At 67.2% G+C, this 13,728-nt stretch carries 13 protein-coding genes; 10 read left to right on the top strand and 3 right to left on the bottom strand.

Annotated features, from left to right (window positions below):
• Positions 1–83: 83 nt before the first annotated feature.
• From AO501_RS28755 to AO501_RS28800, 10 genes are all read left to right on the top strand, one after another.
• A complete protein-coding gene (locus AO501_RS28755; protein WP_197419968.1) occupies positions 84–962 on the top strand; it encodes a helix-turn-helix transcriptional regulator in 879 nt (292 codons plus the stop codon).
• A 54-nt stretch (positions 963–1,016) separates the two neighbouring features.
• Positions 1,017–1,616: a MerR family transcriptional regulator gene (locus AO501_RS28760; RefSeq protein ID WP_063892949.1), complete on the top strand. Its 600-nt coding sequence runs from the start codon at positions 1,017–1,019 to the stop codon at positions 1,614–1,616.
• Positions 1,613–4,489, top strand: coding sequence for a DUF4349 domain-containing protein (locus AO501_RS28765; RefSeq protein ID WP_055580976.1), 2,877 nt, complete (start codon positions 1,613–1,615; stop codon positions 4,487–4,489). Before AO501_RS28760 ends, AO501_RS28765 begins: the two co-directional genes overlap by 4 nt.
• A 58-nt stretch (positions 4,490–4,547) precedes the next feature.
• Positions 4,548–5,060: a hypothetical protein gene (locus AO501_RS28770; protein ID WP_055580977.1), complete on the top strand. Its 513-nt coding sequence runs from the start codon at positions 4,548–4,550 to the stop codon at positions 5,058–5,060.
• On the top strand, positions 5,053–5,664 hold the full coding sequence (locus tag AO501_RS28775; protein WP_082658902.1) for an RES family NAD+ phosphorylase: 612 nt from the start codon (positions 5,053–5,055) through the stop codon (positions 5,662–5,664). Before AO501_RS28770 ends, AO501_RS28775 begins: the two co-directional genes overlap by 8 nt.
• An 88-nt stretch (positions 5,665–5,752) precedes the next feature.
• Entirely contained in the window at positions 5,753–6,616 is an 864-nt protein-coding gene (locus AO501_RS28780) for a hypothetical protein (RefSeq protein WP_055581085.1), read from the top strand.
• A gap of 463 nt (positions 6,617–7,079) precedes the next feature.
• On the top strand, positions 7,080–8,012 hold the full coding sequence (locus AO501_RS28785; protein WP_055580978.1) for an SAM-dependent methyltransferase: 933 nt from the start codon (positions 7,080–7,082) through the stop codon (positions 8,010–8,012).
• Positions 8,009–8,635 (top strand): class I SAM-dependent methyltransferase, encoded by a 627-nt coding sequence (locus AO501_RS28790; RefSeq protein ID WP_055580979.1) that lies wholly within the window; start codon positions 8,009–8,011, stop codon positions 8,633–8,635. Before AO501_RS28785 ends, AO501_RS28790 begins: the two co-directional genes overlap by 4 nt.
• 106 nt (positions 8,636–8,741) lie before the next feature.
• Positions 8,742–9,218, top strand: coding sequence for an ATP-binding protein (locus AO501_RS28795; RefSeq protein ID WP_231752638.1), 477 nt, complete (start codon positions 8,742–8,744; stop codon positions 9,216–9,218).
• A gap of 106 nt (positions 9,219–9,324) precedes the next feature.
• Positions 9,325–9,774, top strand: coding sequence for an anti-sigma factor antagonist (locus AO501_RS28800; protein ID WP_055580980.1), 450 nt, complete (start codon positions 9,325–9,327; stop codon positions 9,772–9,774).
• A gap of 40 nt (positions 9,775–9,814) precedes the next feature.
• Here the strand turns inward: AO501_RS28800 and AO501_RS28805 are convergent, their stop codons facing one another.
• The 3 genes from AO501_RS28805 to AO501_RS28815 all read right to left on the bottom strand — a co-directional run bounded on the left by AO501_RS28805 (position 9,815) and on the right by AO501_RS28815 (position 13,658).
• Positions 9,815–12,100 (bottom strand): SpoIIE family protein phosphatase, encoded by a 2,286-nt coding sequence (locus AO501_RS28805; protein WP_082658904.1) that lies wholly within the window; start codon positions 12,098–12,100, stop codon positions 9,815–9,817.
• Positions 12,101–12,509: 409 nt separating this feature from the next.
• Positions 12,510–13,304 (bottom strand): hydrogenase nickel incorporation protein HypB, encoded by a 795-nt coding sequence (gene hypB / locus AO501_RS28810; protein WP_055580981.1) that lies wholly within the window; start codon positions 13,302–13,304, stop codon positions 12,510–12,512.
• A gap of 12 nt (positions 13,305–13,316) precedes the next feature.
• Entirely contained in the window at positions 13,317–13,658 is a 342-nt protein-coding gene (locus AO501_RS28815) for a hydrogenase maturation nickel metallochaperone HypA (RefSeq protein ID WP_055580982.1), read from the bottom strand.
• Positions 13,659–13,728: the final 70 nt, after the last annotated feature.

Genomic DNA, 13,728 nt, shown 5'->3' on the forward strand with positions numbered 1-13,728 from the left:
TGGAACGTCCGATGTCGACCGTTCTTCTTGATACCACCGATCTCACCGAAGCTGTGAATGGCATTTGTGCGGCGTATGAACAAGTGCAGCTTTTTCGCCATCCCAGCAGCGAGGTCGGACGTACGTGCATTCGCCGGACCTCTCTGGGTTCCCTCGACGTCGACGAGGTCCAGCTGGGTTGTGAACTGGGGTTCCGCTCGAATCCGCCCGACCGGATCTACGTGGCCCGCATGCGCTCCGGAACCTTCGTCTATGAGTGGATGAAGAACGGGCAGTTGATCTTTGGGCCCGACGACGTCGCCGCGTACGACAGCCTGGAAAACGGGCCGTTCACCGGCTGGGCCGGCCGTACGCACTGCGACGTGCTGTCCATCGACCGCCGGGCGCTCAGCGAGGTCGCGGCCGGCCCGAAGGACACACCTGTCCGGCTGACCGGGATGTCGCCGGTGTCGCCGGAAGCCAAGCGGCACTTGGTGCGCGCCGTGGACTATGTCTGCCAGAGTGTGTCCGACGATCTGGGTGTTGTCCGAGATCCGTTGATCAGCAGCAGCATTCAGCGTTATCTCGCGGCAAGCATGCTGGCTGCCTTCCCGAGTACCGCGGTGCGCGATACCAGGCTAGGGGACCGGCGCGACAGCACCCCGCAATTGCTGCGCCGCGCAATGGCTTTTATCGACGACAACGCACACAACGACATCTCGCTGGCCGACATCGCGAGCGCGATCTTCGTGACGCCCCGGGCATTGCAGTACATGTTCCGCAAGCACCGCGACTGCACACCCACCGAATACCTGCGGCAGGTGCGTCTGCACCACGCCCACCTCGAATTGATGGCCGGCACCCGTGACACCACGTCGGTGGGTGACATCGCCCGCAAATGGGGGTTCGGCCACATGGGGCGCTTTGCTGCGTACTACCGGCAGCACTACGGCCGGAGTCCGCACGTCACCCTGCTCGACTGAGTCAGAGCGGGTGGACGTTGACAGTGTTACCATAACAGTGTCACTATCGAGTTCATGCCGGAACAGACGGCCTGGACTTTGGACGAGTTGGTGGGGCGGGTCTCCGCCGCCCTGTCCAGTGCGGCATATCCGGGATCGCCGAATGGACGGGTCCGCGAGCTACCTGACCGGCGGGCCGTGCGGTGGTACACGACGACCGGACTGGTCGACCGGCCGATCATGCAGGGGCGCAATGCGGCTTACCGCAGCCGGCACCTGCTGCAGATCGTCGCCGTCAAACGCCTGCAGGCTCAGGGCCTTTCGCTGGCCGAGATCCAGGCGAAATTGGCCGGGGCCACCGACGAGGCGCTGCGGCGGATCGCCGAAGTGCCCGATGAACTGATCACTGCCGAGCACGGCCTGCGCCCGCCGGCGGCGGCCGCAGGCCGCAGCAGCCGATTCTGGGCCGAGCCGCCTCCCGCCGAGCCCACTACCGACGGCGCTGACACTGTCACGGCGCTCGCTGCGGTGACCCTGCCGGGTGGGGCGATGCTGCTGCTGCCGGCCCGCCCCGACGACGGCGACATCCACGCGATTCGTTCGGCCGCCGCGCCGTTGCTCGAGTTACTGGCCGACCGCGGCCTGCTGTCCCTGGATGATCGGAGTCCGCTATGACCGCCCGTATCACGTCGACGACCGACGCGCAGACGCAGCGCGATCCCGGTGAATCCGGTCTTGGCGCGTTGCGCACCGAGCGCGGCAGTCTGCCGCTCGATCGCATCGACATCCGGGCCGACATCATGGGACTCACCAGTCGGGTCGAGGTGACCCAGGACTTCGTCAACACCTTCGACGTACCTCTGGAAGCCAGCTATGTGTTCCCGTTGCCGGACCGGGCCGCGGTGACCGGGATGCGGATGACCGCCAACGGCCGTGTCGTGGTCGCCACCCTGGCCGAACGCGAAGCCGCACGGCGGGCTTACGACTGCGCGGTCACGTCGGGCCGTCGGGCATCGATCGCCGAAGAGGAGCGGCCCGACGTCTTCACCATGCGGGTCGGCAACATTCTGCCGGGCGAAAAGGTCAGCGTGGCAATCACCCTGGTGAACCCGTTGGCCTATGCGGACGGTGAGGCGACGTTCCGCTTACCGCTCGTCGTTGCGCCGCGGCATATCCCGGGTGAACCCCTGGACGACGTCGCCGTCGGAGACGGTTATGCCGACGACACCGACGCTGTCCCCGATGCCTCGCGCATCACCCCGCCGGTGCTGCTGCCGGGCTTTCCGCATCCGATTGCGCTGACCATCGACGTCGGCATCGACCCCGCCGGACTGACCTTGTCCGGCGTCCGGTCCAACCTGCCCACCGAACCTGCCGGTGACGGACGCATCCGGGTGCTGCCGGGTCAGCGGGCCGACCGGGATCTCGTGCTGCGCCTGGGTTATGCGCCGGACGACTTCACCGACACGCTGTTGCTGGTCCCCGACGCCGACGGCGACGAGGGGACCTACCAGCTCACGGTGCTGGCGCCGGAGTCGGCCACGATCTTCCAGCCGCCGCGCCCGCGCGATCTGGTGTTGCTGCTGGACCACTCGGCGAGCATGGGCGGCTGGAAGTTGGTGGCCGCACGCCGGGCGGCCGCCCGCATCATCGACACGCTCACCGATGCCGACCGGTTCGCGGTACTCAGCTTCAACGACCGGATACAGCGCCCCGCCGGCCTGCCCGACGAGTTGGTCGAGGCCACCGATCGCAACCGGTTCAGGGCGGTGGAACATCTCGCAGGTATCGAGTCTGACGGCGCCAGTGAGCTTTTCGCGCCACTACGCGCCGGGCTGGCCCTGCTGGGGGAGAGCGGCGGCCGGGACGCGATCCTGATCCTGGTCACCGACGGTCAGGTGGGCAACGAGGACCAGTTGATGCGCGGGCTCGCCGCGGACTTGCGCCGGGCCCGGGTGCTGGCCATCGGAATCGACCAGGCGGTCAACGCCGGATTCCTGACCCGCCTGGCCGGCGTCGGCGGGGGGCGTTGTGAGTTGGTGGAGAGCGAAGATCGGCTCGACGAGGCGATGGAGGCGATTCACCGCCGCGTCGTCGCCCCGCTCGCATATTCGTTGGCGTTGCGCGCCGAGGGGCTGGAGACCATCGAGGACACGATGACTCCGGCCCGGCTGCCGGACGCGCTGCCCGGGGTTCCGACGGTGGTCAGAGGGCGATACCGGGGAGCCGCCGAGGGTTCGATCGTCCTGCGCGGCAGCGACGGTGCCGACGGCCACTGGTCGGTCGCCGTCACCGGCCGGTGTCGCGAGGCGCCGGTGGTGACCGCCGCATGGGCGCGGGCGCACCTGCGCGACCTCGAGGACCGTTATGCCGCGGCGTCGGGAACCAGTTCGGCGGCGGCGCTGGCGAAGCGCATCGTCGACACGTCGTTGCGCTTCGGTGTGCTGTGCCGGTTCACCGCTTACGCCTCGGTCGACGGGCCGGTCGTCGCCACGGGCGGATTGCCACACCGGGTCATGCAGCCCGTCGAGGTGCCGGCCGGCTGGGATCCGGGCCCGGCCGACCCGGTTGCCGTCGGTACCCAGGCCCACGTCAAGACCGCACAGGTGCGAATGGTCAAGCTGCGCAACGTGATTGTGGTAGCGGCGGTGAGCGTCCTGGTGCTTGGCGGAGGCTGGCTGTGGTCGCTGGGCCGGGGTGGTCCGTCGATGGCGATCCGCGATGGCGTGGTGGGCAGCAAGGTGACGGAGTCACCGGAGCAGAGCCGGTCCCGGCCGAGCGGTCAGATTCCGGCGACGATGGGCGGCGGCATCGCCGACCAGACCACCGTAAATCCGGCGCCGCTGGCCCCCCCGCCAGACAACAACTTCAAACGTGACATCGTCACCAACGGATCGCTGCATCTGGTCGTCGGCGATCCGGGCGCCGTGGCCGACCGACTCGTCACCGAAGTGAATGACGCTGGCGGAAGGGTGGATTCGCGGTCGGAGCGGTCGGGGCAATCGTCGCCGGTGGTCGACCTGGTGGTCCGCGTGCCCGCGGACAAGCTGGACGGCGTGCTGGCCGACACGAAGAAACTGGGGACGGTCGAGTCGATGTCGATCAGCCATACCGATGTCACCACCCAACGCGTCGACCTCGACGCTCGCATCGACGCCCTTCAGACGTCGGTCAAGCGCCTGCTGGAACTGATGAGCAAAGCCGGCGACGTCGCCGACCTGCTCGCCGCGGAATCGGCGCTTACCCAGCGGCAGGCCGAATTGGATTCACTCAAGGCGCAGCGCAGCACATTGCATGACGAAATCGACTACGCCACAATCACTGTCAACATCTCCACGCAATCGACGGTGGCCCACCCAGGATTCTTCGGGGAGCTGGCACGCGGATGGCACTCGGTGCTGGCCGCCGCCGACACCGGCGTGCTGGCAGTGGGTTTCCTGCTGCCGTGGCTGTTGCTGTTGGCCCTGCCGGTGTTAGGGCTGGTGCTGGTGATGCGGCGGCTGTCCCCGCGGCGGGCGGCCGCGGGCCCGGTGGCGGAGGAAGGCTGACCCGCCGCCGGTCTGTTTCAATTGTTTCAATTGCGGCGGCGCGGGATAGAATGTCGGCATGTCTCCCGTCAATGCGCTCGTCAGCCAGGTCGAGGAACGCGTCCGGCGTGACCCGGATTTCGCCAAGCTCCTCGACACGCTGCTGGACGTGCCGACGGTGCCCATGGAGGAGCTGGAACGCGTCGCCGCCCGCAAGCTCAACAGCGAGCGGCGCGACGGCGTGTTGAGCGATTTCCGGGCCGGCGCCCTGCCGACGCGGGAGGTTCAGTCGCGGCTGGGCTACGAGACACCCCAGGCGGTCCACGAACTGCGCCGGCGCGGCAAGGTTCTCGGTGTCACGGTCGGCAACAACACGTGGTTCCCGGCCTGGCAGTTCGACGGTGGCCAGTTGCGTTCCGACCTTCCGCAGATCCTGGTCCTGTTGGCGCGGTTCACCTCCGACCCGGTGGTCGCCGATCGCATCATGCGGATCAAGCGCGAGGAGCTGGCGGGGGCGTCCATCTCCGAGGCGCTGCGCCGCAAGAAGACCGCCAACACCGCCTGGCAGCTGCTCAACGCCGTCGGTGCCTAGTCTCCCCGGCGGCTACCGGCGTTCGCTGCCGTTGCGGCGCCCGGCGGGCCTGGCAAGCCGAACGGTGCCCGCCGGTGTCGAGTTGTGGCGAGTCGAAGCCGCCGCGCCGGCCGACTGGACCTGGAACGGATTTCCGCAGCCGCGCTTCCGGTTCGACCCGGTGTCAGGCGCATTCCGTACCCGTTATGCCGCAACGGCTTCCGAGGGTGCCTTCCGCGAGCGCTACCGGGATACCGGCCGCACCATCCCCGCCGACCACTCATCGCAGTACCTGATCCGGCTGGTCTCGACCAGGCCGCTGCGGATCTTCGACCTCCGGACCCAGCGCAACCTCGATGCTCTCGACGTCGACGACCAGATCAGCACCGGTCAGCGCGCGCGGGTGTGGCAGCAGTGCCACCACCTCGCCGACGCCGCCAGGCGCTGGTGGCCGGATCTCGACGCCATCGTGTACCGGTCGCGCACCACACCTGAAACCTCGATCAATTACGCGTTCTTCGCCCACGACGCATTCACCGCCGAATCGTGGGAACTCGCGAGCCGCAGCGACGTCCTCGTCGACCTGGTGCTGCGGCATGACTTCACCGTCAATTGGGAGATCTGACCCGGGAACGACGCCAAAGCCGGGTACCGTGCACGCACAGCCGTTTTGGTAGGAGTAGATGTCCGAGACAGAGACGCCCGAGGCGCCCATGCAGGCGCGGGTGCGCACCGCGTTGCGCGCGCTGGCTCGTGCGTCGGCCCCCCGTCCCACCGCGGCCCGGCGGGCCGCCAGTGACTTCGAGAAGCCGATACTGCCGGCGGTGGGCGCCGAGATCCGCTGGGCCTTCCATCCGCCACGCACCTGGTTGTCGGGCGTCATGACCAACCTGGTGCTCGCGGCGGCTTGGTTGTTGGTCCAGCCGTTGTCGGTCGTGCACAGCAACCACATCACCCGCCACTTCCATCACAATCAGCTCGACTGGGTGGTCCTGGTCAGCACCTACTTCTCGTCATTCGTCCTCGCCGACGTGACGACCACCAATCTGCTTGGCGGTGATCACTATCGCGTCACCCAGGGCCTGTCGGCCGGTGTGCCGCTGTGGCGGGTGCTGGTGATCAAGAACCTGGCGCTGGTCGTGATCGTCGGGCTCCCCACACTGGCCGTGGCTGCGGCGCTGACGATGTGGAAGGAAGGGGTACCGCAGATGGCCATGACCATCCCCAACGTCGCGGTGCCCCTGGTGTCCTGGCTCGGTGTCGGCAATGTCATTTCGGTGCTGCACCCGGTGGGCGCTGAGCCGCTGCTGCGGCGGTGGCGACAGCGGCGAAACCTGCGTCGCACCGCCGGCTGGCTGGTGGCGATCACCCTGCCCTACGCCCTCTATTACGTCGCCGATCCGATGGGCGGGATCGAGCACCGGGTCATGTGGACCCAGATTCCCGCGGCCATCGGGCCGGTGTTCGGCCGTGACACCAAGAGCTTTGTGCATCTGGCGATGGCACTGGTGGTCTGGGTCATCGGAACCGCCGTGGCGCTGCTCTGGGCGCGCAAGCGCGGGCTGCGGTTCGGTTAGACCGGCGAACCACTACCTGCGCACGCCCTCTGGTAGCACAATCGATCTGGCGTCCGGGGATCGCCGGACGATGACACAGGGGAGGCGTGCAATGGTCAGATTCCTCCGGCATTGCGCTTTCGGCGCGGTCATTCTGGCGTCCAGCGTGTTACCGGCGTTCGTGGTGCCGGCAGTGAGTCGGGCGGACGACTGCGCCCCCGGCTGGGCGTGGAGCGTCCAGTTGAACGAGTGCGTGTTCGTAGCTCCCGCCGCGAACGGACCGGGTGGGCCCGGCGGCCCCGGCGGCCCCGGTGGTCCTGGGGGCCCGGGCGGGCCCGGCGGACCTGGGGGCCCGGGCGGCCCCGGCGGCCCCGGTCGCTAGAGGGCGAGTGAGCTGCTTCACACCTGCGTTCTGGGCCGGGTCATTAACCTAGCTAAGTGTTAAACTAGCTAAGTATCTTTGAGTCGGACATGGGAGACGCGCGTGCCACGTACGGAAAACGACACCTGGGACCTGGCTACCAGCGTGGGAGCGACGGCGACAATGGTGGCCGCTGCCCGCGCGATCGCGACGAATGCGGACAACCCGGTCATCAACGATCAGTTCGCCGAACCGCTGGTTCGGGCCGTCGGAGTGGATTTCTTCACCCGATGGGTCACCGGCGACCTCGCGGCCTCCGACGTTGACGACGAGGAGTCGAGCTGGAAGCTGGCGCACATGCCCGCTGCGATGGCCGCGCGGACCCGCTTCTTCGACTCGTTCTTCCAGGATGCGATCCAGTCGGGCATCCGGCAGGCCGTCATCCTCGCCTCCGGCTTGGACGCTCGCGCTTACCGCCTGACCTGGCCGGACGACATGACCGTCTTCGAAATTGACCAGCCCGAGGTGATCGCCTTCAAGACGTCCACACTGGCCCAATTGGGCGCGGCGCCGAAGGCGGACCTGCGCACCGTCGCCATCGACCTGAGGCAGGACTGGCCCGCGGCCCTACGGGACACCGGCCTGGACCCTGACCGGCCGACCGCGTGGATCGCCGAGGGGTTGCTCGGGTACCTGCCGCCCGAGGCGCAGGATCTGCTCATGGACAACATCACCGCGCTCAGCGCCGAGGGCAGCCGGTTGGCGGTTGAAGCCCTTCCGCCACAGCCGGAGCGGGATATGGAACAAGCGCGCGAGATGATGCGCCGGTCCACGGCCAAGTGGCGCGAGCACGGGTTCGAACTCGACTGGGACGAACTCGGATTCGAGGGAGAACGCAAGGATGTCGCCACCTACCTCGATGAGTTGGGCTGGCGTTCGACCGGCACTCCGATGAGTCAGCTGCTGGCCGACAACGGGCTCGAGGCCGTCCCGCAGGTGCACGACTCGGTGTCGATGGCCGACACCGTCTACTACGCGTCGGTGCTGCATAAGTGAGCGCCCCGCGCCGCACGCTGAACAGCGCGGTCACGGGGATGTGGAGTCTGTTGTCCCCGGCCTACGACCTGCCGTTCCTGCAGCAGTGGGTCTATCGGCCCCCGCATGACGAGGTGATCGCCCAGCTGCGTGCCCACCAGTCCCGCAGGATCGCCGACATCGCTTGTGGGACGGGTGTTCTCAGTTCCCGGATCGAGCGGGAACTGAATCCCGACGAGATCTACGGCGTGGACATGTCCGACGGCATGCTGGCCCAGGCCCGCGCGAAATCCGATCGGGTGCACTGGTTGCGAAGCCCCGCCGAACAGCTTCCGTTCGACGACGGCGCACTGGACGCGGTCGTGACGACCTCGGCGTTCCACTTCTTCGACCAACCCGCGGCGCTGCGCGAGTTTCATCGCGTGCTCGCTCCGGGTGGTCTGGCGGCCGTAGCGACCCTCAGCGCACGCCAGCATTCGGTGCAGGTTCCCAGCCGCTGGAAACCACAGCACAACCCGCCACCCGGGGAGATGCGAACCCTGTTCGAGGACGCCGGTTTCACCGTCAGTGACCAGCACCGCATCCGTCGCCCGATCTGGACCCAGATCATCTCGGACCTGATCACGGTGGGCACCAAGAGCTAGGTTCGGCGTCACGCGGCGGTCACAAAAGCACGACGAGTCCCCAAAATCTATGGGGGACCGATCACATCAGGTGTATCCGCGGAAGCATTCGGGTAGCCGACTAGCCGTGAGCGGTTCCACGTCAAATGATCCCGTCGGCATCGGAGAGGCCGACGAGATTTGGCATGCGCACACCGGCACCGCCGATGCGCGTACCGTGGCGACCTTCCGCCGCTCCTTCAGCGAATGGCTGGACCGGCATCTGGAACTCGGCGAGGAGCGGATCGCCGACATCGTGCTGGCCACCGACGAGGCGATGTCCAACTGCGCCGACCACGCCTATCGCGTCGTCGGCGATGTCGGCACCATGACGCTGCAGATCGCCTACTACCCGGCCACCACCGAGCTGCAGGTGCATGTCGTCGACCACGGACGCTGGCTGGAACCGGATTTCGAGGTCTCCAGCATGCGAGGCCGCGGCATCCTGTTGATGCGCGCACTCGCCGATGACTGCGCCATAGACGGAGGTGGCGACGGCACCACCGTACGTCTCCGGTTCTACGGATGTCCGCCCAAGAGCTTCGTCCTCAGCCAGGCAAGTTGAAGCAGGGGTTTCAAGCGCGCCGAATACGGCTAATCCTCGACAGGTTCCAGACAAGGGGCCGCCAGCCTCCGTCCACGCAGTGGGTTCTGATACCGAGGAGCGCGTCATGAGTCTTGCCGCCACCGAAGTGTTTGCCGCTCCCTTAAGGTTGAGCGCAAAGCTGGTCTCCGAACTGGGCGCCGAAACGAGTACCCTACGGGCGGCTGTCCAGGGCTTTGATGCCGCTGTCATCGTCTACGTCGGCGGCGAGATCGACGCGTTGAATGACGACACCTGGCGGTTGCTGCTGACGGAGGCTTCGGCGTTCGCGAGCGCTCCGCAGCTGTTCATGGTCGACGTCAACAGCGTGGACTTCATGTCGTGCTCCTCGCTGCTGACGCTGGCCGAAGAGGCCAACCGGTGCCGGGAGCGTGGCATCGAGATGTGCCTGGTCAGTCTGCAGCCGTCGGTTGCGCGCACCATCGCGGTGTGCGGACTCAGCGACGTGCTGCCCGTGCACGAGACCGCGCCGCAGTGCCTGCAGCTGGTCGAACAGGGGCGCGTTCAGGCCAGCTGAACGGGCTCGCGACCCGCTTCGCCCGGCTGCGCCGCGGGTTTCAGGGCCGGCGCAGCGCGACGACGGTCACGTCGTCGTCGATGTTGTCCGAGGCCATCTCGGTCCAGATCCACGAGGCCGGCGCGGTGTGGCCGCGGCCGAGGGTGCGGGCCAACCGATCCAGACCGTCGTCTATCGACTCACCGCGGCGCTCCACCAGACCGTCGGAGTACAAAACCAGCCCGTGTCCGGGCTCGACGGTGAACGCACTCGGTTCGTAGCGCACGCCTTTGATGCCGATGGGCGGCGACAGCCGAATCGGTGCCTGAACCGCGCCCGGTGAGGAGTTCGTCAGGTAGGGCTTCAAGTGGCCAGCGCAGGCGGCCTCGACCCGTCCCGAGTCGAGGTCGACCCGGGCGGCGACGACGGTGGCGAACGCGCTGGGCATCATGTGCAGGCAGAAGTCGTTCAGCTGGCCCAGCGCGTCGGCAGGCGTGGCACCGGCGAACAACTGGGCCCGCAGGGCGTTGCGCAGCTGCGCCATGGTGCCGGCCGCGGTGATGCCGTGTCCGGCCACGTCGCCGATCAACACGACCAACCGGCCGTCACGCAGTTTGAAGGCGTCGTACCAGTCGCCGCCGACGTTGTCGCCCGCCGCAGGTTCGTAGTGGGCCGACAGGTGCCAGTCCGGCAGCGCCGGGATGGACTCGGGCAGCAGGCTGCGCTGTACCCGCTCGGCCACCCGCAGGGCGCCCCGGGTGCGGCGGTACAGCGACTCCACCAGGTGGCGCCGCAGAGACTCGGCGGACTCCGTCTCGCTCAGGGTCCAGGGATCGCTGCGCTCGCGGACCACCTCGCGCCAGCGGTCGAATGACTTCCGCGGGCTCAACCGGATCTCGTCACCCTCGCCTTGGATGATCGTCTTGTTGTGCGGGTCGCCGCCCCAATCCACCGAGCGCAGCACCTCCCGGCGGAACCAGATGGCGCACTGCCCGTCGGGCAGATTCAGCGCGAGCGCGCCGGCGGCCAACTCCTGATCCAGGTTGAGTTCGGGCAACTCGTGGGACAGGCAGTCGGTGCTGGCGATCTCGTCTCCGGCACCGCGTGCCCAGGCCGCGACGGCGGACACGATCTGCGGCGGGGGAACCGAGCCGTGGGTCCGGTAGTCGCCCTGGATGTCGACGACCACACCGTCGGCAGGCACCAGGTCCAGCAGGTCGGGCGCCCCGAGCAGTGCCGCGGAAAGCGGTTCCCCGTCATCCAGGGCGGCCGCGGTCAGCTTGGCCAGCACCGCTTGGGCGGATAGTCGCTTGTGCAGTTGGTCGCCTTCGAACCGGTCGACCAGCCGGAGCGACAGGGTTGACCCAAGGAACTCCGCGGCCGCGCGGGTGCCGAACGGCGGCAGATGCGGACCGGCGTAGTGGTGGCAGGCGATCAGCCCCCACAGCCGGCCGTGGCGTAGCAACGAGATCGACATCGACGCATGCACGCCCATGTTCTGCAGGTACTCGATGTGAATCGGGGAGACGCTGCGCAGGGTCGCGTGGGTGAGGTCCAGTGGCGCACCGGAACCCGGGTCCATCGCCGGCACCAGTGGTGCGGGTGTGTAGTCGACATCGTCGATCAGCCGCAGCCAGTTCTTCTCGTACAACGCGCGGGCCTGGGCCGGGATATCGGTGGACGGGTAGTGCAGACCGAGAAACGAATTGAGGTCGTCGCGCTTGCATTCGGCGACCACCTCGCCGTTGTAGTCCTCGTCGTAGCGGTAAACCATCACCCTGTCGAAGCCGGTGAGGTCGCGGACGGCGCGCGCGGTGATCGCGTACAGGTCGGCCAGCGTCTCGGCCCGGTTGAGCTCCTCGACCGAGCTGCGGACCGCCTGATAGGTGTTGGGGAAGGAGAACGGCCGCTCGCCGTAAGCGACCTCGATCTCGACCAGCAGCACGCCGCCGGGTCCCCGGTGCAAGATGGCGTCGAACGCCCGTGACTGCCCGGCGACGTCGATGTCGCACTCCAGCGGGTTGCGCTGGCTCAGATCGCCGAAGGTCGACGCCGCCTGCTCGATTCGGCCGGCCTGCTCGGCTCCCATCAGGGCCGACAGGGGCCGGCCCACCACATCGTCTACCGGGCGACCGAGCAATTCTTCGACGTTGGCGCTGACCTGGCGTACTTCGAAATCGGGTTCGCGCACCACCGCGAGCACCCCCCGGGGCTGAATGCTGCCGGGGATGTGGATGGGTTCGCGGGCGCAGTTGTCCAGGTCGATGGGCGTACCGGCCGGGAGCAGGTCGGGTACAGCCTGACCGTCCGGCGCCGAGAGCGCGAAATGCCTCTGGCCGCCGGTCACGGCGCTGCCGAATCGGTTCTGGTTACCGCCTGCTCGGCAGGAGGCCGACGCATAAGCACAAATTACTCCCGCGGCCCGCGAAGGGGCATCGCTTTGGTCGGCGGAAAACAATTCGGGCGGACGCCCGCATCCGAGAATTCAATCCGCGCAATATCGACGACAGGCTGGGAACTCAACCTATAGACAATCTACGCATATGCGGGCGTTCGTGCCACGCAGCCCATCGGCGTTGCGCCCATTTCGGGCGGCGATTCGGCGCGCCACCTCGAAACCCGCTGCGCCGCAATAGTCGGACAAATACTCTGCGGATCAATGTCTTTCGCCGTCTGCCGGCGAATCCGTGGTGGATTCAGACGCTTTCCGGAGGTCCGGCGGACCGTCGGCAATCTCACAGGACTGCCCGCACCGGTCACCGCCGGCGCACACCCAAACCGGCGAACTGCCGCAGCCAGTCAAACCATGCCGTCATGCCCTCACCGGTGCGTGCGCTGACCGGCAGAATCGTGGCGGTCGAATTCACCTGCCGAACGTGGTCGATGTAGACGTCCACGTCCACGTCTAGGTACGGGACCAGGTCGATCTTGTTGAGCAGCACCACGTCGACCGACCGGAACATCACCGGGTACTTCAGCGGCTTGTCCTCGCCTTCGGTGACTGAGTAGACCATCGCCTTGGCGTGTTCGCCGACGTCGAACTCGGCCGGGCAGACCAGATTGCCGACGTTCTCGATGATCACCAGGTCCAGCTGCGGCAGGTCGAGTCCCTGCAAGGCGCGGTTGACCATCGGGGCGTCGAGGTGACACTCACCGCCGAACCCGTTGTTGGTGTTCAGCAGCGACACCTGGGCGCCGCGGCCGCCGAGTTTGGCGGCGTCGAGGTCGGTGGCGATATCGCCCTCGATCACGCCCACAGCCAGGTCGCCGGCCAGTTCGTCGAGGGTGGCGGCCAACACCGTGGTCTTGCCGGAGCCCGGTGAGCTCATCAGGTTCAGCGCGCGGATGCCGTTGCTTTCGAAGGCCTTGCGGTTGATGTCGGCGCGGGTGTCGTTCTCGGCGAAGATCGACTCCAGCACCTCGATCCGCTGCGAGCCGGTCGAATAGCCACTGTGGTCCCCGTGATCGTGATCGTGATCGTGATGGTGGTCGTGCCCGTCGTGCTCGTGGCTGTGCACCGTGCCGTCGTCGTGCCGGTGGAATCTACCCATTTGCCTGACCTTTCATGACACCAGAACCGAGGTGACCAGGAACTCGTTGCCCCGGACCACCTCGACATCGGCACTCTCGCACTCCGGGCAGCACACCGACCATCGAGACTCGATCTCCGAACGTCGTCCGCAGCTCCGGCACTGCACCTCGGCGGTGACGAACTCGAGTTCCAGCGCGGTATCGACCATCGTGTCGTCGAGGTGCTGACACACCAGTGACCAGCAGAATTCCAGCGACTCCGGCACCACCTGGCGCAGGGCGCCGACCTGGACCCGGACCACGTCGACGTGACGACCTGCCGCGTGCGGCTTGACCACACCCGCGATGGCATGGCAGAGCGACAATTCGTGCACTACACCATGCTGCCCTGTCGGAGTTATCGGTGTCGCGAAGATTGGGTGCGGAAAAACGCAGACTTTGTGT

This window comes from Mycobacterium gordonae (assembly GCF_001417955.2).
GTDB lineage: Bacteria > Actinomycetota > Actinomycetes > Mycobacteriales > Mycobacteriaceae > Mycobacterium > Mycobacterium gordonae_B.